Annotated in this window: 19 protein-coding genes; 12 read left to right on the top strand and 7 right to left on the bottom strand. The window is 68.6% G+C overall.

Going from position 1 to position 18,665, the window contains the following annotated elements; all coding sequences use genetic code 11:
- Positions 1–169 precede the first annotated feature (169 nt).
- From L687_RS26175 to L687_RS42720, 3 genes are all read left to right on the top strand, one after another.
- Positions 170–463, top strand: coding sequence for a hypothetical protein (locus tag L687_RS26175; RefSeq protein ID WP_021198762.1), 294 nt, complete (start codon positions 170–172; stop codon positions 461–463).
- Positions 460–2,124, top strand: a complete 1,665-nt coding sequence (locus L687_RS26170) for an alpha/beta hydrolase (protein ID WP_021198761.1) — start codon at positions 460–462, stop codon at positions 2,122–2,124. Before L687_RS26175 ends, L687_RS26170 begins: the two co-directional genes overlap by 4 nt.
- A gap of 70 nt (positions 2,125–2,194) precedes the next feature.
- Positions 2,195–2,848, top strand: a complete 654-nt coding sequence (locus L687_RS42720; RefSeq protein WP_167540687.1) for a hypothetical protein — start codon at positions 2,195–2,197, stop codon at positions 2,846–2,848.
- 21 nt (positions 2,849–2,869) lie between these two features.
- On the opposite strand, the gene L687_RS26160 is transcribed toward L687_RS42720, so the two are convergent.
- Together L687_RS26160 and L687_RS26155 are read right to left on the bottom strand one after the other, a co-directional pair.
- A complete protein-coding gene (locus tag L687_RS26160) occupies positions 2,870–3,358 on the bottom strand; it encodes a hypothetical protein (protein WP_021198759.1) in 489 nt (162 codons plus the stop codon).
- A 54-nt stretch (positions 3,359–3,412) separates the two neighbouring features.
- Positions 3,413–4,402, bottom strand: a complete 990-nt coding sequence (locus L687_RS26155; protein WP_021198758.1) for a malate dehydrogenase — start codon at positions 4,400–4,402, stop codon at positions 3,413–3,415.
- Positions 4,403–4,454: 52 nt separating this feature from the next.
- On the opposite strand from L687_RS26155, the gene ypfJ reads away from it, so the two are divergent.
- Entirely contained in the window at positions 4,455–5,339 is an 885-nt protein-coding gene (gene ypfJ, locus L687_RS26150; protein WP_021198757.1) for a KPN_02809 family neutral zinc metallopeptidase, read from the top strand.
- Positions 5,340–5,409: 70 nt separating this feature from the next.
- Positions 5,410–6,384, top strand: coding sequence for a prolyl aminopeptidase (gene pip / locus L687_RS26145; protein WP_021198756.1), 975 nt, complete (start codon positions 5,410–5,412; stop codon positions 6,382–6,384).
- A 3-nt stretch (positions 6,385–6,387) separates the two neighbouring features.
- Here pip and L687_RS26140 read toward each other — a convergent pair whose 3' ends face one another.
- Genes L687_RS26140 through L687_RS26130 form a run of 3 tightly spaced genes read right to left on the bottom strand, consistent with a single transcriptional unit; the run spans position 6,388 to position 9,938 of the window.
- Positions 6,388–8,184: an aldehyde dehydrogenase family protein gene (locus tag L687_RS26140; RefSeq protein ID WP_021198755.1), complete on the bottom strand. Its 1,797-nt coding sequence runs from the start codon at positions 8,182–8,184 to the stop codon at positions 6,388–6,390.
- 28 nt (positions 8,185–8,212) lie between these two features.
- Positions 8,213–9,643, bottom strand: a complete 1,431-nt coding sequence (locus L687_RS26135; RefSeq protein WP_021198754.1) for an MFS transporter — start codon at positions 9,641–9,643, stop codon at positions 8,213–8,215.
- A 31-nt stretch (positions 9,644–9,674) separates the two neighbouring features.
- Positions 9,675–9,938 carry a glutaredoxin family protein gene (locus tag L687_RS26130; RefSeq protein WP_017831447.1) on the bottom strand — a complete coding sequence of 88 codons (264 nt, stop codon included), beginning with the start codon at positions 9,936–9,938 and terminating at the stop codon, positions 9,675–9,677.
- 114 nt (positions 9,939–10,052) lie between these two features.
- Between L687_RS26130 and L687_RS26125 the strand changes: the two genes are divergently transcribed.
- The gene (locus L687_RS26125; protein ID WP_017831448.1) at positions 10,053–10,445 is read left to right on the top strand and encodes an SIP domain-containing protein; all 393 of its coding nucleotides are present in this window, start codon (positions 10,053–10,055) and stop codon (positions 10,443–10,445) included.
- Between the two features lie 52 nt (positions 10,446–10,497).
- On the opposite strand, the gene L687_RS26120 is transcribed toward L687_RS26125, so the two are convergent.
- Complete coding sequence (locus L687_RS26120; protein WP_021198753.1) at positions 10,498–10,953, bottom strand: adenylyltransferase/cytidyltransferase family protein; 456 nt, start codon at positions 10,951–10,953, stop codon at positions 10,498–10,500.
- A 120-nt stretch (positions 10,954–11,073) separates the two neighbouring features.
- Between L687_RS26120 and L687_RS26115 the strand changes: the two genes are divergently transcribed.
- Entirely contained in the window at positions 11,074–12,294 is a 1,221-nt protein-coding gene (locus L687_RS26115) for a glycosyltransferase (RefSeq protein ID WP_021198752.1), read from the top strand.
- A gap of 86 nt (positions 12,295–12,380) precedes the next feature.
- On the top strand, positions 12,381–13,403 hold the full coding sequence (locus tag L687_RS26110) for a glycosyltransferase family 4 protein (RefSeq protein WP_021198751.1): 1,023 nt from the start codon (positions 12,381–12,383) through the stop codon (positions 13,401–13,403).
- 27 nt (positions 13,404–13,430) lie between these two features.
- On the opposite strand, the gene L687_RS43080 is transcribed toward L687_RS26110, so the two are convergent.
- Positions 13,431–15,428, bottom strand: coding sequence for a glycosyltransferase (locus L687_RS43080; protein WP_235045214.1), 1,998 nt, complete (start codon positions 15,426–15,428; stop codon positions 13,431–13,433).
- 194 nt (positions 15,429–15,622) lie between these two features.
- On the opposite strand from L687_RS43080, the gene L687_RS26105 reads away from it, so the two are divergent.
- The 4 genes from L687_RS26105 (at position 15,623) to L687_RS26090 (ending at position 18,633) form a co-directional block, all read left to right on the top strand.
- Positions 15,623–16,576 carry a glycosyltransferase family 2 protein gene (locus L687_RS26105; protein ID WP_021198749.1) on the top strand — a complete coding sequence of 318 codons (954 nt, stop codon included), beginning with the start codon at positions 15,623–15,625 and terminating at the stop codon, positions 16,574–16,576.
- Complete coding sequence (locus L687_RS26100; protein WP_021198748.1) at positions 16,567–17,286, top strand: CDP-alcohol phosphatidyltransferase family protein; 720 nt, start codon at positions 16,567–16,569, stop codon at positions 17,284–17,286. The genes L687_RS26105 and L687_RS26100 overlap by 10 nt, the downstream gene beginning before the upstream one ends.
- On the top strand, positions 17,283–17,900 hold the full coding sequence (locus L687_RS41775; protein WP_021198747.1) for an arsenate reductase/protein-tyrosine-phosphatase family protein: 618 nt from the start codon (positions 17,283–17,285) through the stop codon (positions 17,898–17,900). The genes L687_RS26100 and L687_RS41775 overlap by 4 nt, the downstream gene beginning before the upstream one ends.
- A 181-nt stretch (positions 17,901–18,081) precedes the next feature.
- Complete coding sequence (locus L687_RS26090; RefSeq protein WP_021198746.1) at positions 18,082–18,633, top strand: DUF4352 domain-containing protein; 552 nt, start codon at positions 18,082–18,084, stop codon at positions 18,631–18,633.
- The last annotated feature ends 32 nt before the right edge of the window (positions 18,634–18,665 follow it).

Here is an 18,665-nt window from a genome sequence, read left to right as displayed (position 1 = left end):
AGCAGCTCGCCGGCAGCTGACGCACAGTCTCGAGAAGGGGTCGACGGTTCGCCGTCGGCCCCTTCTTCGTGTCCTCGGGTCCGGAGATCGCGGTCGATGGGCAGTTCTCCCCATCGGCTCACCGTGCGCGACCGGGGTAGGGTGAATCCGGCGGAACCGGGGGGTGGCCATGTCAGACGTCGAGATCTTCTACGCGGAGCTGAACGATGCCGCGAGGAGCCTCACGACCGCGACCTCTGAGGTCCTCACGCAGGCGGCGGGTCTGCAGGGTGACGACACCGGTGTCGAGAACCCGGCGCACCGCTCCGCTCTGCGACTCGAGATGCACCGGCGGCTGACCGCTCTGCACGACCGGGTGTACGACCGCGTCGAATCGGGGGATGACCTCGCTGCCGCGATCTCCGCCATCGCGAGCAAGTACTCCGACCTCGATGTCGAACTCACCGGGCGGGACGGACCATGAGCCTGACATCGCCGAATCGGGGGTATCCGCTCGAACGCCTCGAGGGCAGCAGCGGATCCATGGGGTACTGGAGCGGTCTGTTCACGCGCGTGGCCGACCGGCTCGGCGACGTGCGTTCGGCCGCGAACTCCGCGCAGGAACTGCGCGGAGTCGGTCGTGCGGTCACAGCGGTGCGCGCAGATGCCGATGACCTCGCCGCACTGCTCCCCGCCGACATCGCCGAGGCACAACTCCTCGCCGGCGTCCTGCAAAGCTATGCCGACGCGTTCGATGCGTATGCCAAGCCCGCCAACGATCTGATCGACGACATCGAGACGGCGCACGCCGAGTGGTCCCGGCTCGACATCGCCGCCGATCGAGCCGGTCGTGCCGCCATGGCCGCCGCCTACGGTGACGATCAGTCCGAGATCGATGAGACGACCGACGCCGTGAACGATGCGATCGTCGACCGTGATGCCGCGAAAGAGGCGCTGGACGAGCTCTGGAACCAGTACGAACGGCTCTACGGCGACTGGGACGCCGCGTACGATGCGGCCCTCGCCGCACTCGCCGCAGGCACGGGTGCCGTCTTGACGAACCAGGCGCGCGACCTGCTCGCCGACCTGCTCGCGGCCTCAAGCCCGGAGGAGGTCGCTCGACTCTGGGCGGCGAACCCCGAACTGCAGCAGGAGCTCATCGACAGCCACCCCGCCATCGTCGGCAACCTCGACGGGGTCCCCTGGGACGTGCGTGCGAGGGTGAACGCCGCGAGGCTGGAGGAGGTGCTCCAGACCGAACCCGCGGGTCCGCACCGTGACGACCTCGAAGCGATCGTGCGAGCGCTGAACGCGGGTGGGATCCCGGCCCCGAATCTGATCAGCTTCGACCCGGACGGTTCGGAGCAGGTGACCGCGGCGATCGCCTACGGCGACCTGTTGACGGCGTCGGAGATCAATACTCTCGTCCCCGGGATGCTGGGGAACGTGCACGACCTGCAATCGTGGGGTGAATCGGCGAAGGCGCTGAACTCCTCCGTGGGAGCCGGATCCGCGACCGTCGTCTGGTTCGGCTACGACACGCCGGAACTCCTCGAGGAGCCCGCGATGGGTCGAGCGCAGGACGGAGCGGCGTCCTTGCGCTCCTACCTGCTCGCGGTACGCGCGCTGTCGCCCGAGGCCGACGTCAACGTGATCGCACACTCGTATGGCAGTACGACAGCGGCGCTCGCCATCGGATCGCAGCCCGACGGTCTCGGCGTCACCTCGTTGATCGCGGTCGGATCCGCCGGGTTCCCGAACGATGCGGCCGTCGTCGACAACCTGACCAACGGCGAGCCCCCGCAGATCTATGCGACGATCTCCGAGGACGACGCCGTGGCCCGCGTCGGTCGCGCCACGGCTCCCGGGCATCCTGTCAGCCCGGAGACCCTGTCAGGGACTACCGTGTTCGACAGCGACGGTGGCGTGAGCGCATCCGGCGACAGTCTTCCGTCCGCGACCGGACACGATGCTCTGGGGCCCGGTGCATACCTCGAGCCGGGTTCGGAATCCTTCTACAACGTGTCGGAGATCATCCAGACCGGGGAGCCCGGTACCGTTCGCGGCGGCGAGGGCAGTACGCAGGGGTTCTGGGATGCGAGCAACTGGTGGATCAGCGATGAGTACGCTCTCATCGACTTCTGAGCGAATGGGACGACGAATGCGCGGGATATGGCGGCGCGGAGTGATGGCGGCAGCAGCCGTCGGATTGGTGATGACGATGACGAGCTGCGGAACCACGTCGGCGCCCGAAGGCGATGCGCTGTATCGCGATGGCGAGAAGAATTACGTCGCGTACTCCACCGTCATGCACTCCGTGATCATGGCGATCCACGAAGGCGACTGGGCCGTGGACCAGGGCTCATTCGGCGCCTCGCCGATTCCCTGCCGGATCGACGGCGACGTCTCGGGGTACACGTTCTCCTGGGCGCGGGTGCTCGAACCGGCGGAGGAGATCGATGTGGAGGCCGTGGTGGCCGCGGCGACGGCGGCGTTCGAGGATGCCGGGGTGGAGGCGAGCACGACGCGATTCGGAGAGGGCGATCGGCAGGAAGTCAACATCGTCGGCACCGGAGGCGACGTCGGCCGAGGTGTCGTGACGATCCGGCCCGGTCGGAACCAGATCTCCGCGACGGCGACGCCCGGGTGCATCCCCGGCGATGCGGCCGCGCTCTCGGACATGGTCTTCGGCGGAGAACTCGCCTATGACGGGGCTTCGCTGCGATTCCCGGCGTTCGAGGGTCCGAATTGGCAGCCGCGGTTCTATTTCCCCGAAGAGGGGAGCCCGGTGTACTACAACGAAGACGGCTCGCCCGTCGAACCTCAGCCGACGACGACCGCGTTCCCGGTCGCGCCCTACGGCGGCTGACGAGCGCTCTCGGACGGTGTCTCAGTGGGCCGAGGTGTGTACGGCGGCGGCGTCGGCCAGGTGCCGCGCGTCGTGATTCAGCACCTTCACGATGATGCCGTGCTTGCGCAGTTCGGCCACGGTGCGGGCGCCTTCGTCCGCGTCGAGGCCGAGAGCCTTGATGTTCACGACGACCACCACGTCGCCGATGCGCAGGGTCGAGATGAGGCGCGCGAGGCGGTCGTTCCAGCTCTCCAGGATGTCGGGCGCCGGGTGACGGAATCCTTCGATCGGCACACCGAAACGGGTGAGATCTTCGCGCTGCTCGACCACTGACGGCAGACCTTCGCGGGCGACGACGAGACCGACCAGGCGTGAGCCGTCGGGGCGGGCGGTCCAGAAGTTGCGGTTCTGCTGCAACTCGGTGAAGCACTTCGGGCAGGACGCCGCATCGTGCGGCAGGTGCAGGGGACTCGTCAGAGCCTCTTCGACCGATGCCGTGGTCTTCGTGGGATCAATCGTCTCGCTCATCGCGCACCTCCGGCATCCATTCTGCCCTGTCGGCGTGCGTCGCGGTGACCGGATTCACAAGAGGCCGAGGCTCTGCACCGTCTCGCGTTCCTGCTGCAGTTCGGCCACCGAGGCATCGATCCGGGTGCGTGCCCACTCGCTCAACTCGAGTCCCTCGACGACGTGCCACTCACCGTCGATCGACCGCACCGGGAAGGACGAGATCAGGCCCTCCGGAACGCCGTATTCGCCGTGGGAGACGACGCCGGCCGACGTCCAGTCGTCGGTGCCCCGCACCCAGTCGCGCACGTGATCGATGGTCGCACTCGCCGCCGATGCCACCGACGAGGAGCCCCGTACCTCGATGATCTCCGCCCCACGCTTCGCCACGCGGGGGATGAACGTCCGGTCGAGCCAGGAGGGAACGTCGCCCACGATCTGTTCGAGCGCCTCTCCCACCGGCCGGCCGCCCACCGTCGCGTGCGAGATGTCCGGGAACTGGGTCGCCGAGTGGTTGCCCCAGATGGGCACGCGGCGAACCGTGTGCACCGGAGCCCCCAGCGTCAGTGCGAGCTGAGCCCGCGCGCGGTTCTCGTCGAGCCGTGTCAGGGCGGTGAAACGCTCGGCGGGCACGCCATCTGCCGAGGCGGCGGCGATCAGCGCGTTCGTGTTGGCGGGGTTGCCGACCACGGTGACGCGCACGCCGGATGCGGCGTTCGCCGCGATGGCCGCACCCTGCGGCCCGAAGATGCCGCCGTTGGCCGCGAGCAGGTCGCCGCGCTCCATACCGGGCCCGCGTGGACGTGCACCGACGAGCAGGGCGAGGTCGCAGCCGTCGAATCCCACTGCGGCGTCATCCGTCACCTCGACGTGATCCAGCAGTCCGAACGCGCCGTCCTGCAATTCGAGCGCCGCGCCCTCCGCGGCACCGAGCCCCTGCGGGATCTCCAGCAGCCGCAGACGCACCTTCTCATCCGGGCCGAGCAGGTCGCCCGCCGCGATGCGGAACAGCAGTGCGTAGCCGATCTGTCCGCCGGCTCCGGTGATGGTGATCGTGGTCGTCATGCCCCGAGCCTACGTCCGTTCGAGGGGCCTCCGCTCGGAGTACCCTCGTCCCATGACCTTCAATCCCGACGCCGACATCTCTGGCAACACCACGCGTCGTCGCGGGCGCACGGCAGCGATCGCCGGTGGCACGGGCGTGGGCGTGCTCGGCATCATCGCGCTCATCGCCGGGCCTCTGCTCGGCATCGACCTGACCGGGTTGCTGGGTGGCGGAGCGCCGAGCGGAGGCAGCGAACCAGCGGGCGGATCGGTCATCGAGAACTGCGATACGGGGGCGCAGGCGAACGCCGACGTCGACTGCCGCATGGCGGGTGCTCAGGTCGCGCTGGACGCCTTCTGGGCCGAGAACGTGGAGGGCTATCGCAAGCCGCAGATGATCGTCGTCGACGGATCGACGCCGACACAGTGCGGTACGGCGTCCAATGCCGTGGGGCCGTTCTACTGTCCCCCGGAGGAAGGGGTCTACGTCGACCCGACGTTCTTCCAACTCATGCAACAGCAGTTCGGGGCGTCCGCCGGCAATCTCGCGCAGCTGTACATCGTGGGGCACGAGTGGGGTCACCACATTCAGAACATCACGGGCGACATGGATGCCTACCCGAACAACGGCACGGGGCCGGGAAGCAATGGGGTGCGGATCGAGCTGCAGGCCGACTGCTACGCCGGGGCGTGGCTCGGCCGCATGACCGAGCAGAAGGATGCCGACGGCGATCCGTACCTGATGAAGCCCACCGAAGCGCAGATCGAGGACGCGCTGAACGCGGCAGAGGCCGTCGGCGACGACCACATCCAGGAGCAGTCCGGGTTCTCGAATCCGGAGACCTGGACGCACGGATCCAGTGTGCAGCGGAAGCGCTGGTTCGCGGAGGGCTATCAGAACGGGCTGGGCGTCTGCGCGCAGGTGCTGACGCTTCCCGCCGATCAGTTGGACCCGTGATGCCCGGCGGGTGGGCGAACGTCCGCTACCGTTGACGAAGTAGTCAGCACGACCGGCTGGGGGGCCGACGATGAAGAAGACGGATGCACTGTATCCACCGATCGAACCGTACGAGACAGGGGAACTCCTCGTCGGTGACGGCCACCGGGTCTACTGGGAGGTCAGCGGCAACCCCGAGGGCAAGCCGGTGGTGTTCCTCCACGGCGGTCCCGGCAGTGGGACATCGCCGTGGCAGCGGCGGTTCTTCGATCCGAAACGCTACCGCATCGTGTTGCTGGACCAGCGCGGCTGCGGGCGCAGCACCCCGCACGCGAGTGCACCCGACGCCGACTTCCGTCACATCACGACGGCCCATCTGATCGCCGACATCGAACTTCTGCGCAAGAATCTCGGCGTCGAGAAGTGGCAGGTGTTCGGCGGATCGTGGGGCAGCGCACTCGCGCTCGCCTACGCGCAGGCGCACCCGGAAGCCGTGACCGAGCTGGTGCTCCGAGGCATCTTCACCCTGCGTCGAGTCGAACTGGAGTGGTTCTACGAGGGTGGTGCCGCGGCGCTGTTCCCCGATCTCTGGGAGAGCTTCCTGGCACCGATCCCCGTGCTGGAGCGCTCGCACATGATCGAGGCGTATCACCGTCGACTGTTCGACCCCGATCCCGCCGTGCACGTGCCGGCGGCGGTCGCCTGGTCCACCTGGGAGGCATCGACCGTCACCCTGACCCCGGATATCGCGCAGATCGAGGCGATGTCCGATCCGGCGAAGGCCACGGCGTTCGCCCGCATCGAGAACCACTTCTTCGTCAACCGCGGCTGGTGGGAGGAAGGGCAGCTGATCGCCGGTGTCGACGTCATCCGCCATATCCCGACGGTCATCGTGCAGGGACGACACGATGTCGCGACACCGATGATGACCGCATGGGATCTGCACCGCGCCTGGCCCGAGGCGGAGTTCGTCGTGGTCGACGACGCCGGTCACGCGGCCACAGAGCCCGGCACGCAGAAGGCGCTCCGAGCAGCGACCGATCGGTTCGCGCGATCGACGCGTTGACCGTCAGGCCTGCAGCGCCTTCGTCAGCGTCTTCACGAACCCGGTGATGCTGCCGTCCACCCGGTAACGGGTCAGCCCTTCGCTGACGACAGCCCCGGTGCGCGCGGAGACGAACCAGGGCGGCTTCGGCAGGATCGTGAATCGTCCACCGCCGTTCGCGATCGGCAGCGACCGGGGGAACGGGCGGAAAGGGCCGCGCAGCACCGAGCGTTCGACGCCGTCGAGCAGGAGGGCGTTGTGCACCACACCGATGCCGCTGCCGACGTCGCCGATCGTTCCACCGGGGAATGCACCCCATGTGAGGGTGGGGGTGATGAAGGCGAACGCCGTCCAGCTGTTGATCGCGATGGACCCGTAGTGGAGCGCGGCGATGGCTCGCTCGAAGCCGGCGCCGAGCGACTTCTCGGTCGCGGGGTCGATCAGCAGGTTCGCGCCGAGGGTGCCCTGGAGCTTGTCGTTGGCGTGAGTCACGGCGGCGTCCAGGAAGTCCTGGCCCGTGCCCGGCACGGTCACGACGCCCAGCACGGGGGCGAAGTACTCGGTGCTCTCCAGTGCCGTCGGATCGTCGTCGGCATCGATCTCGACGAGCAGCCGGTCGCCCAGCACGAGGGCGTCGGGGTAGGCGTCGGTCGCGAGCTCCATCCGCGACGAAGAACCGGGGTACCAGATCGGGCGCTCCGGCGCGTTGGCGTACGCGCGCCGCAGCGCTGCGCGGAAGGCATCCGCCTGGTCCCAGTCGGACGAGATGATCACGACCTGGCCGGCGATGCAGTTGTGCCCGCAGTTCTGCAGCCGCATGGTCGCGATGTGCTCGGCCTGGTAGGTGAGGTCGGCATCGGTCCAGGCGCCGGGCACGACGATGATGGGGGAGACGCCGCCGAGCTCAGCCGTGATGGGCTTCTTCAGCTGGGGGCGATCCTCACGACGTCGTCGCTTCGTCGCCGCCGCGCCCTCGCCCTTCGACGGACCCCAGACGATGGTGTCGAACGTCGCCGCCGAGCCGGTGATGTGCACGTGCACGAGTCCGGGGTGGCCGGTGAGGTAGGCCCCGACGTCGGGCCCGCCGCGGACGATGCGCAGGAACCCGGGCTCGATGAGCGGCGCGAGTGCGCGCTTGTAGACCGGCACCAGCGCATCCTGTGTCGGGTTCACCTTGAGCAGAGCCGTGCGGTTGTGGGCGAGCAGCTCGTAGAGCACGTCGAGCACCGGGATCGACGTCACGTTCCCCGCTCCGAGCACGAGGCCCACACCGCCCGACTCGGTGGGCGTGCGCTGCGCGAGGCCGGCCGCTGCGCGCGCGGCGCCGGGGGTGATCCCCGGTTCCAGCCAGACCTCGCCCGCGAAGCCCGACAACAGGAACCCGTCGATGCCGGTGAGGGGGAAGGCGTGCACGCGGGTGCGTCCTCCGGGCGCGCGATCGATCGTGATCCCGTCGAGCGGGTTCACACCGTTCGCCAGGCGCGAGAGGGTCTCGATATAGGCGTCGAGCGCGCCGAGCACGCTGTACGGTCCGCTGAGCCACTCTTCACCGCGCAGGGGATGCCGCGCGTCGAGGCCCTTCGAGGCGGCGGCCGTGTGCGCCCAGTCCTCCGCGGTGGCGGCGACGCTCGTGCGCACCGCGCGCAGCAGCGTCGCCCGTTGGGCGACGGTGAGGGCAGACCAGGTGCGCGTTCCGGTCTGAAGGGCATCGACCGCGGCGTCGAGCCGTTCTCTTTCCCCTTCGCCCAGCTCCGGGGCTGCGCTTCCCGACGCGCGCTTCGAGGTCGGGGCGGAGGTGGCGGTTGTGCTCGCAGAAGTCATCGACGTCTCCTTCGGACGGGATCCCAGCTTAGGCGTGGAAGGGCTCGAGGGTATCGATGTCCGCTCGGCGCAGGCGGTAGTGGCGGAGGGTCAGCAGACTCCCGGCCATCAGCACGGCGGGCAGCGCGCTGAAGCTGAGCACGATGCCCGTGACGGCCGCGTCCGGCTGTTCGACCGTGGCGCCTGCGACGGTCGAGATGTAGCCGGTGGCCGCGAGGGTCAACGACACAGCGGTCGCGCCGAGGGCGAAGCCCACGGTCTCGCCCGCGGTCCAGATGCCGGTGAAGGTGCCGGCCTGTCCCGCTCCGCTCGTGCGTTCGTCGTGCGAGATCACATCGGGCAGCATGGCCATCGGCAGCGACTGGAGTCCTGCGTAGGCGACGCCGGCCACCGCGACGGACACGTAGATCCAGGCGCCGGATGCCCAGACGGCGAAGACGAGCGACGCCGCGGCCGCGGTGAACAGCACGGTGGCCATCGCGAACGCCCGCTCCTTGCCGACCCGTCGCGCGATCACGGTCCATCCCGGGGTGGCGAGCAGTGCGGGGCCCACCAGCGCGACGAAGACGAAGGTGACCGCGTCCTCCGACCGCAGCACCCAGGTCGCCACGTACTGCGCGCCGGCGAGCATCGTTCCCGTTGCGAGCGCCTGCAGCACGAACGTCCCCAGGAGTGCACGGAAGGGCTGGCTGCGCCCGAGTGCGCGGAAGCCCGACATGTACTGGTGCCGCCAGGTCGAAGCGACGGCGGCGGCAGCGTCAGCGGTGGGGATGGCAGCGTCAGCGGTGGTGACGGGGGCGGCCGCGGTGCGCTTCGCCGCCATATCCGCCGTCCCGGAGGCGATCAGCATGCCGATGCCGATTGCGATACCTGAGGCGATGCCCATCAAGAGGTAGCCCTGCACAGGGTCGTCGCCGGCATTGCGCAGGGCGGGGCCACCGGCGCCGAACAGCAGGATGGCTGCCGTCAGCACGACCACGCGCCACCCGAGCAGACGCGTGCGCTCGTCGTAGCTGCCGGTCAGTTCCGCGGGCAGAGCGACATACGGCACCTGGAACAGGCTGAATGCCGTCGCGGTCGCCAGGAACGCCAGCAGCACACTGATCGCTCCGGCGACCGGCCCCCAGGAGGGCGGTACGGCGAAGGTGAGGGCGAAGAAGAATGGCAGAGCGAGAGCACCGGTCACCATGAACCCGCGGCGCGACCCGGTGCGAGCGAGCTGGCGATCGGACGCGGCCCCGATCAGGGGGTCGATCAGCACGTCCCAGATCTTCGCCGCCGTGACGATCAGACCGGCGGCGAGGGCGGCGACACCGAGGTTGTCGGTGAGGAAGTAGGTCAGCACGAGGCCCGGCAGTGTCGCATAGCCACCAGTCCCGAGCGAGCCGATCGCGTACAGCACGATCGTGCGCGGAGAAAGACGGACGGGTGCTCGTTCGGACCGAGCCTCGGTGCTCATCGCGCCAGTGTAGTGGGGCGATGCCGCGGGGTCAGATCAGCGAGAGCTCGCGCAGCTTCGACTCGACGTCGGCGTTCGACGGCTCGACGTGGTGCGAGGCGTCGGGGTACACGACGACGGGGATGTTGGTGCGGCCCGAGATCTCCTTCGCCACGTCTGCGGCGGCGGGCTCGGCGACCAGGTCGACGTACGTGTACTCGACACCGAGCGCGTCGAGCTGCTTCTTGGTGCGGATGCAGTCGCGGCACCAGTCGGCGCCGAACATCGTGATGGTGTCGGAGGCAGGAGAAGTCATGCATCCAGCCTACGGCCGCGCGGATGAGGTGGCGCTGAGTGCCGGCTGGGCGCGCGGTGGGGCATTCCGGACTCATCCCTTGTAAGTAAGGGTGCCCTAACTTAGGCTGGGGCCATGAGCGGCGCATGCGAGCATCTGGAGGATCCCGATTGGGACGACATCGAGGGTGCCGTGCTCATCGCCGGCGACGCCGCCGACGCCGGCTTCATCGCGAGCATCGCCGCGCGGTTGCCGTGGGACGCGCAGGGCGTCGTCATTCTCGAAGCGGCGGCACGTATCCAGTTCCGACACATCGACGTCCCCGACGGGGTGTCGGTGCGCTGGCTCGTGCGTGGAGACGGAACGAGGGCGCATACGCGCGGCGAACGGCTCGCGAACGCCGTGCACGCGTGGTGCGTGGAGTGGGCATGCAGTGAGCCGCCGTCGCAGTGGACGGTGTGGCTCGGGCCGCACACTCCGCCGCACGTGGCGCGCATGGCGCGCAGTCTGCTCGGCGTCGCCAACTGACCTCACGTCGGCGGTGGCGCACCGACCGGGCGGCGAAGGGCTGCTCGGGCTCTCAGCGCACCGAGGCGACCGCGGGAGCGTTCGCGCCCGCGGTGATCGCGTCGAGTGCGCGACGCAGCGACGAGCTCGACGTGTGCGCCGTGTACGGGAAGTACACGACCTCGACGCCGACCTCGGCGAACTCGCGCTCCAGGCGCAGACCCTTCTCGGTGCCGCGCCAGTCGTCGCCCTTGAAGAAGTGCGTGAACTGCACGTCGCGCCACGAGTCCATCTTCGACGGCGTCGTCTCGACGTAGACGTCATCGACGAACGAGATGTGCTTCACGATCTCCGCCCGCTCGGCCGTCGGGATGACGGGCTCGATGCCCTTCACCTGACGCAGCATCTCGTCGCTGACGACGCCTGCGATCAGAATGTCGCAGTGCTGCTTGGCGTGACGAAGAAGGTTCAGATGCCCGACGTGAAACAGGTCGAAAGCACCAACGGCATAGCCGATACGCGTCCCCATGATCTCCCCAGATCAGTAATTCCCCAGTAAGCGGATCCCCATCCGCTTCGCGACTCCCACAGCCGCGGTTCGAAAGTCTAGCAGGTCCGGGTTTCCTCCCGCATAGGAACCCGTGGAACGATGGAGGCCGCACGCGATGCGCGTGGGGGACAGGGGGCGGACGTGGGGACACCGGTCACGGTCATCGTGCCGACGTTCAACGAGCGCGACAACATCGCCGAGCTCGTGGCACGGACTGCGGTCGCCCTCGAGGGGTGGGACGCCGAGATCCTGTTCGTCGACGACAGCACGGATGACACGGCGGCCGAGGTCGCGCGGGTGGCGGCAGATGCTCCGCTCCCCGTGCGCGTGATCCACCGATCCGAGAACACGGGCGGACTGGGCGGCGCCGTCGTCGTCGGGCTCGAGGCCGCGGCCTTCGACATCTGCATCGTGATGGACGGCGACCTGCAGCATCCGCCCGAACTCCTCCCCACCCTGCTCGCCCGGTATGCGCAGGGAGACGCCGATGTCGTCGCCGCGTCCCGCTACATCGGCGGAGGGGACACGAGCGGCCTCGGCACCGCTGTGCGCTTCGGCGTCTCCCGCGTCGCGACGTGGCTGACGCGGGCGATGTTCCCGATCCGTCTCGCCCGCAGCACTGACCCGATGACCGGGTTCTTCTTGGTCGATCGCGGTCGTCTCGACCGCTCGACGCTCCAACCCCGGGGTTTCAAGATCCTCCTCGAGATCCTCGCTCGCAACGATCTGCGCATCGCCGAGGTGCCGATGGAGTTCGCTGAACGTCGACACGGCACGTCCAAGGCGAGCATGCGTCAGGGGGCGATGTTCCTCGAGCACCTCGCGCGCCTGCGCTTCGGCAAGATGTCGTTGTTCGCACTGATCGGTGCGATCGGCGCCGCCGCCAACCTCGGGATCATGTGGGCGCTCACCGCCGCAGGGGTCCCGTACATCTGGGCGGCGATCATCGGTGCCGAGGTCACGATCATCGGCAACTTCGTGCTGCAGGAGCGCTTCGTGTTCGCCGATATGCGGACCGACGCGCGCGCCCTCGGCATCCGCTTCGCCAGCTCCTTCGCGTTCAACAACATCGAGGCCGCACTGCGGATCCCGGTGATGGCTCTGATGGTCGAGTCGTGGCACATCTCGAGCGTCGTCGCGACCGGCCTCTCGCTCATCGTGGCGTTCTTCGCCCGCTTCCTCTTCCACTCGCTCGTCGTGTACGCGCCCCAGCGGCGACGCAAGGGTGAGGGCGATGGTGCCGAGCCCCCGACGGACACCGCGGCCCAGCGCGTCATCCGCGCCATCGATGCCGAGGTGATGAAGCCCGGCGAGCTCTGAGGGCGGAGTTCCTTCCGGAGCCGGTTTCCAGGGTGATCGGCGACTCCTCTCTTGCCAGGACGGGTGAGGGGGTCCATAGTGGGCTCGTGGAATCCGAGGGCGGTCCCTCGCTGTCTCTCACCTGGGCGCATCGTGTCGAACAGTCGGCGCGCACCTGGGAGCAGAGCCACGCCAGGGGAGAGGTGCCCAGCATCTGGCCGTACGGTCTCGATGCACTGCGTGACCACGCGGCGGTCGAGGTGATCGACCTCGCCCCGCCGGGCCGCGTCGCGCGAGCTCGTGCGCGATTGTCCATGGGGCCGCGCCCCGTCGACGGTCTCACGCTGACGTGGGATGAGAACACGGCCTATCGGATGCAGACGACCCACCCGCGGACCCGATTCGCCACCGGGGTGATCTGGCTCACGGATATGGCCGAGACCGGGGAGGCACCGGCACGGATGGTCGCGATGCTCGGCAGGGCGGAGGCCGCCTGGGTGCTCAGCGACGCACAGGTCGAACCTCTGCGAACGATGCTCGGGCACGGACCGACGCGCGTGTTCGCTGTCCCTTTCGGCATCGACAGTGCGTTCTTCGTCCCGAGGCTCTATCCGGACCGGCCGCGCATCGTCAGCGTGGGGAACGACCGTGACCGCGACCCCGCCACCCTCTACGCGGCGCTCGCCCGGGTCCTCGCCATCCGTCCGGAGACCGAGGCGGTGGTTCAGACGCGGTCGGACCTCGACCCGCCGGAGGGGGTCCGGGTCGTGCGGCACATGCCGCATGCCGACCTCCGCGACCTCTACGCCACCGCGAGCGTGGTCGTCATCCCGACCCGGCCGAACCTCCATGCCTCCGGGATGACGGTCGCACTCGAAGCGCTCGCGACGGCGCGTCCTGTCGTCGTCACCGATACCCCGGGGATGGAGCAGTACGTGAGCGAGGGGCGCACCGGCCACCTCGTTCGTCCGGAGGATCCTGCCGAGCTCGCCCTCGCGCTGCTCCGACTGCTCGACGATCCGGGACATGCCGCCGAGCTCGGGCGGAACGGCCGGATCGAGGTGGAGCGGCGTTTCACGACGCAGATCATGGTCGCATCTCTCGTGCGAGGGCTGCTGGCCCCCGCCTGACGATGCGCCGGGTGCTGCCGAGGCGCCCTAGCGCTTGGCGCCGCGGCGCTTGACCCGCACGGCGGCGCGGAACGCGTCCGCGTGAGCGCGGCCGGCGTCGGCCCAGTCGCGGCGGGAGAGATCGGGCGAGCCCGTCAGCGTGGTCGCGGACCGCCACGCCTCGACGACGGTCGGCGCATCGAGATCGCCGTCGTACATCAGCACCCACTCCGGTCCGACTTCGCGTCCGAGAGCCTCGTTCGCCTCGTTGCGGGGGACGAGCACCGGTCGGTCCATCGACAGGGCGGCGAGGACGCTGCCCGAGTTGTGCATGAAACGGTAGGCCAGCACGATCAGGTCGGAAGAGGTCGCGAGCTGGACGAGTTCGGCATCGCTCAGGAAGTCGAGGTGGAGCTCGACGCCCGGGAGATCCGCGGTCCGCGCCCGGAGGTCGTCGCCGAGCTCAGGGGTGGACGGCCGCCCGCCGATCCGCAGGCTCAGCGTCGGCTCGACCGTCACGGCCTCGGCATAGGCATCGATGAAGCCCTCCAGACCCTTGTAGCGACGGATGCCGCCGAACGACCCGAGCTGCCCCGTCACCCGCTCCGCCGAGGGGAACTTCGCGTACCAGCCGCGGTAGTCGCCGTGCAGGATCAGGCTGTGCGGGGTGCCGGGGGCGAGCGGAGTGGTCTCGTTGATGACGATCCGGTAGTCGGTGTGGCGATCGATGAAACGCAGCAGCCACAGCCGAGGCGCGTTGTCGTCGGGGAGTTCGATGTTGTGCACGGTGCGCACCACGGCGATGCGACGGGAGAGGCGGTGTCGGAACACGAGCGCCGTCGTGAGGAGGAACTTGCCCGTGGACTTCCACCACGTGGAGCCGTGCAGCTTCGCCTCCGGCCAATGCCAGTGGAAGGCGTCGTAGCGTCCGAACAGAGCCGTCCCCCAGGAGAACCGCAGGCGGGTCAGGCCCTCCGTGGATCCGAGCGCCTCATCGAGCATCTTGTTGTACGGGTTCGTCGTCGGACGGGGGGCGCCCAACGATTGCATCACGCGGATGCTCGATGCGGTGTCGGTCATGGTCGTGTCATCCTCCGATGGGCGACGGTACTCGTCATAGCGGCGGCCGAGGGCGGCCGCGATGGTGCCGCGGCCGCGGTGCACGAGGCGGGTTCCTCTGGCGTGGTGGGTGATGTTCGAGGTCAGTGTTCCGAAGATCCTGCGCAGGCCGCCGACGACGATCCGGGCCACGCCGCCCACCAGGGCCTTCAACCGCAGGATGCCGCGACGGATCTTCCCGTCGGTCAACATCAGCTGGATGCGGGTGCCGGCATTCGCGGAGCTGTATGCCCGTTGCGCCGCCCAGGCGCGGCTCAGGCGCGACGCGACGACGAGATCCTCTGTCTCCGATTCGTTGCACCACACGATCAGGCCGCCACGACGTGCGAGCTGCCGCGAGAAGAGCGTGTCCTCCCCACCGCCCAGACCGAGGGACGGATCGAAGCGCAGCCCGAGCCGACGGACGGAACGGAGGTCGAGCAGCAGGTTACCCGCGGCGGCCACCTGCAGCACGGTGCCCGTCCGTCTCGGCGGTCGCCGGAACGTGCCGGACGCGAGCAGCCACGGGTCGACGTCCTCGTCGAAGACCGAGATCACGCGGCCCATCACGGCGTCCGCACCGTGTTCGCGCCAGACCTCGATGAGCGAGGAGAGCCATGCCTCCCGAGGGATCTCGTCGTCGTCGATGAAGGCGAGGAGATCGCGATCAGCGCTTTCATCCAGGATGCGGTTGCGCGCGGCGACGATCCCCGGTGCGGGTTCGACGACGTAGCGGACAGGGAGATCCGCGTCCGCGGCGATGCTCCGCGCAGAACCCGCGGGGTCGTTGTCGACGACCAGCACATCCACCGCGACTCCGAGGTCGGCGCATTCGGCGATGCGTGCGGGGAGCGTCCGGAGCAGGGCCGCCAGAAGCTCGGGCCTCCGGTACGTGGGTACGCCGATCGTCACAGTGATCATGTCGTTCGATTCCGGTCCCCTGCTCATCCGCCCCATCCCCATGGCAGTATCGCGCCTCGACTCCGACGCCGGCTCATCGTATCGTGAACCCCCTGATACCGATCTGCGGGGGCTGTTCTCGCGTATAGTCGTTGTCCTGGGAGTCGACGTCGGTCGCGACTCTGGGGAATTCGACCGACGACCCGAGGCGATCCGTGACCCGGATCCGGGGGGAGGATCGCGTGTCAATCGAGCACGGACGGCTTGCCGTCGTCGTCGTCAACTACGCCTCGGCGCGGCTTCTGCAACGCAATCTGGTGACCGTGGAGCGCGAAGCGCGGGCGATCGATCCCGACGTGCTCGTCCTCGTCGTCGACAACTGGTCGAACGCCGACGAACGGCGTGCCGCCGGCGAAGTCGCCGACGCGCACGGCTGGCTGCTGATCGAATCGGAATCGAACTCGGGTTTCGGCGGCGGCGTCAACATCGGTGTCACGCGCGCGCTCGCCGAGGGGGCGACCGACGTGCTCGTCATCAATCCCGATGCGCACATCGACCGCGACTCCCTGCGTCGACTCGCTTCCGTCACCGCAGCCTCACGCACCACGCTCGCTTCGCCGGTCATCACGGATTCCGATGGAAGAACCTGGTTCGCCGGCATCGACCTCCTGCTCGACGACGGCACCATGCGCGCACGTCGCAAGCGCGTCGACGGCGATGCGCAGCCGTTCGAACCTTGGCTGAGCGGGGCCTGCCTGTGGATCACGCGCGAAGTGTGGGAGCTCGCCGGCGGTTTCGACGACGACTACTTCCTGTACTGGGAAGACGTCGACTTCTCTCGCCGCGTGGTGTCCGCCGGCGGCTCGCTGATGCTCGTCGAAGACGCCAATGCGGTGCATGATGAGGGCGGCACGCAGCGCGCCGAACCCGAGACCTCCCGGGCGAAATCCGAGGGGTATTACTACTACAACATCCGCAACCGGATGCTGTACGCGGTGCGTCATCTCGACGATGCCGCGGTGCAGCGCTGGCGCCGGTCCATCCCCCGCACGGCCAGAGAGGTCATCCTCCGAGGTGGGCGACGGCAGCTGATCCAGTCGGCCGCACCGATCCGGGCCTATCTTCGCGGTGTCCGCGAGGCCCGTCGGATCGCGCGGACCCACGCAACGGTCCAGAAGGGCAGGAAATGGTCGTAGACGCATATCACCGTCTCGCGCGTGCGCAGAAGGGGCACGCCCGAGGGGCACCCGCGTACTCGGTGTACGTCAACCGTCGTATCGGGCGGGTGCTCGCCGCCGTGGCCTACCGGATCGGTCTCACCCCCAACCAGGTGTCGATCATCAGCGCGGTGCACTCGTTCGTCGCGATCGGACTGATCGCGTTCGGTCCCGTGAACGTGCCCATGGGGCTGCTGATCGCCCTCCTTCTGGTGCTCGGGTACGCCTGGGATTCCGCGGACGGCCAGGTCGCACGTCTGCGCGGCGGGGGAAGCCCCCAGGGCGAGTGGCTCGATCACTTCATCGACACGATCAAGATCGCCTCGCTCCATCTCGCCGTGCTCATCGGGCTCTACCGCGTCCTCCCCGAGACGCCTCTGCTGCTGTTGATCCCGATCGTGTTCAGCATCGTGGCCACGACCACGTTCTCCGGAATGCTCCTCAACGACCTGCTCAAGGGAAAGCACGCGGTGGCGTCGACCCATGAGCGCGGCGGCGGGACCCTGCTGCGGTCTCTCATCCTGCTGCCGACCGACTTCGGTCTCGTGTGCCTCGTGTTCGTCCTGTGGGGATGGACCCCGGCGTTCCTCGTCGGCTACGGCGCACTCTGCGCGGCCGCCGTCCTGTTCCTGGCACTCGCCGCGGTGAAGTGGTTCCGCGAGATCGGAAAGCTCGGGGAGGCCGCATGACCGACGAGAAGATCCTCGTGGTCTGCGCCGCCAACGTCTGCCGGTCGCCTCTGGCCGAACTCGCGTTGAGGCGGGGGCTCGGGGCGGATTCGCCCCTCTCGGTGAGCAGCGCGGGCATCCGAGCGAACGCGGGCGACCCGATCTGCTCGGCCGTGGCGTCGTTGCACGACGACGAGGAGTGGCAGGCCCAAGCCCGGGCGCACCGGGCGCGACCGGTCACGGTCGAGCAGATCGAGCAGGCGAGCATCGTGCTCACGGCTTCGCGCGACATCCGTGGCGAGCTGGTGCGACTGGCACCGCGGTCGCGTGACTGGATGTTCACGATAAAGGAAGCCGCTCACCTCGGTGAGGGCTTCGCGTCGTCTGCTCCGGATCGGGTGGCGGAATATGTCGCCCACCTCGACCGGGGTCGATCGAGAGCCGTTCCGTTGGCCGCGTCCGGAGGTGTCGGGACCCGCCTGCGGCAGCTCTTCGGAGGCCGCACGACCGTCGACCCGACGAGCATCGCCGATCGCCACGGAAGCCGCGGACACCTGGAGACGATCTCGGAGGTCGAGGCCTCCGTCGCGACCATCCTGGCGCAACTCGGAGGACATCGGCGACACTCTTCTTGAGCGAACACTTGCGATATTCCGGTCCTCGCACTACGATTAGCCGACGCCGCGTTCTACGCGGTTGAAGGGGACCCGAAGCCGAGGGGGCTTTGGGAACGGGGAATCTGGGTTCTGGGGAGCTGCAGTGTTCAAAGTTTCATCATGCCGTTCTGGGGACGGCTCTTCGCGCTCACTACGAGCGATGGTCGTCGCGCCGTTGGTGGCGCTCGCACTCGTCACGGCCGGCTGCACCGCAGCGCCTGGCGCGTCCGAGACGCCGGCGCCTGAAGGCACCAGCACCACCGACTGGACGCCGCCTTCCGACACGGAGACCGAAGGGCCCACCGAGGCTCCGGCGCTCACCGAGCAGAGCGGGGCGCTCGACGCACCGATCGCGCTCTCCACCGACATGGTGGTCACGATCGACAAGATCTCGACGACGACCATCAAGCCCGAGACGCCCGGCGAGTACGCCGGCTCCGCAGTCGTCGTCACGCTCTCCGTGTCCAACGACTCGAAGCGCGCGCAGAGCGTCGATTCCGCCGTCGTCAGCCTCGTCACGGACGACGGCGACATCGGCGTCTCGACCACCGCCGGTCCGAACGAGCCCCTGCAGGGCGAGCTCGCCGCCGGCGCGAAGGCCACGGGGACCTACGTCTTCATGCTCGACCCGACTCAGGGCCGCTCGGTGAAGATCAGCGTCAACTACGCCGCAGGAGAGCCGGTGGCGACGTTCGCCGGCCAGCTCTCCTGACGCGCACGCATTCTTTCGCATCACTTTCGGTT

The sequence above is a fragment of the Microbacterium maritypicum MF109 genome (assembly GCF_000455825.1).
Lineage (GTDB): Bacteria > Actinomycetota > Actinomycetes > Actinomycetales > Microbacteriaceae > Microbacterium > Microbacterium maritypicum_A.
This window is presented reverse-complemented; position numbering and strand designations above follow the sequence as displayed.

Bases quoted from the DNA above. Each gene is read 5' to 3' on its own strand.
- L687_RS26125 (WP_017831448.1), top strand. From the start codon at position 10,053: ATGAGCGGCGCATGCGAGCATCTGGAGGATCCCGATTGGGACGACATC.
- L687_RS26155 (WP_021198758.1), bottom strand. From the start codon at position 4,402: ATGACGACCACGATCACCATCACCGGAGCCGGCGGACAGATCGGCTAC.
- L687_RS26090 (WP_021198746.1), top strand. From the start codon at position 18,082: ATGGTCGTCGCGCCGTTGGTGGCGCTCGCACTCGTCACGGCCGGCTGC.
- L687_RS43080 (WP_235045214.1), bottom strand. From the start codon at position 15,428: ATGAGCAGGGGACCGGAATCGAACGACATGATCACTGTGACGATCGGC.
- L687_RS26100 (WP_021198748.1), top strand. From the start codon at position 16,567: ATGGTCGTAGACGCATATCACCGTCTCGCGCGTGCGCAGAAGGGGCAC.
- L687_RS26120 (WP_021198753.1), bottom strand. From the start codon at position 10,953: ATGGGGACGCGTATCGGCTATGCCGTTGGTGCTTTCGACCTGTTTCAC.
- L687_RS26130 (WP_017831447.1), bottom strand. From the start codon at position 9,938: ATGACTTCTCCTGCCTCCGACACCATCACGATGTTCGGCGCCGACTGG.
- L687_RS26170 (WP_021198761.1), top strand. From the start codon at position 460: ATGAGCCTGACATCGCCGAATCGGGGGTATCCGCTCGAACGCCTCGAG.
- L687_RS26175 (WP_021198762.1), top strand. From the start codon at position 170: ATGTCAGACGTCGAGATCTTCTACGCGGAGCTGAACGATGCCGCGAGG.
- L687_RS26140 (WP_021198755.1), bottom strand. From the start codon at position 8,184: ATGACTTCTGCGAGCACAACCGCCACCTCCGCCCCGACCTCGAAGCGC.
- L687_RS26115 (WP_021198752.1), top strand. From the start codon at position 11,074: ATGGAGGCCGCACGCGATGCGCGTGGGGGACAGGGGGCGGACGTGGGG.
- L687_RS26160 (WP_021198759.1), bottom strand. From the start codon at position 3,358: ATGAGCGAGACGATTGATCCCACGAAGACCACGGCATCGGTCGAAGAG.
- L687_RS42720 (WP_167540687.1), top strand. From the start codon at position 2,195: ATGACGATGACGAGCTGCGGAACCACGTCGGCGCCCGAAGGCGATGCG.
- ypfJ (WP_021198757.1), top strand. From the start codon at position 4,455: ATGACCTTCAATCCCGACGCCGACATCTCTGGCAACACCACGCGTCGT.
- L687_RS41775 (WP_021198747.1), top strand. From the start codon at position 17,283: ATGACCGACGAGAAGATCCTCGTGGTCTGCGCCGCCAACGTCTGCCGG.
- pip (WP_021198756.1), top strand. From the start codon at position 5,410: ATGAAGAAGACGGATGCACTGTATCCACCGATCGAACCGTACGAGACA.
- L687_RS26135 (WP_021198754.1), bottom strand. From the start codon at position 9,643: ATGAGCACCGAGGCTCGGTCCGAACGAGCACCCGTCCGTCTTTCTCCG.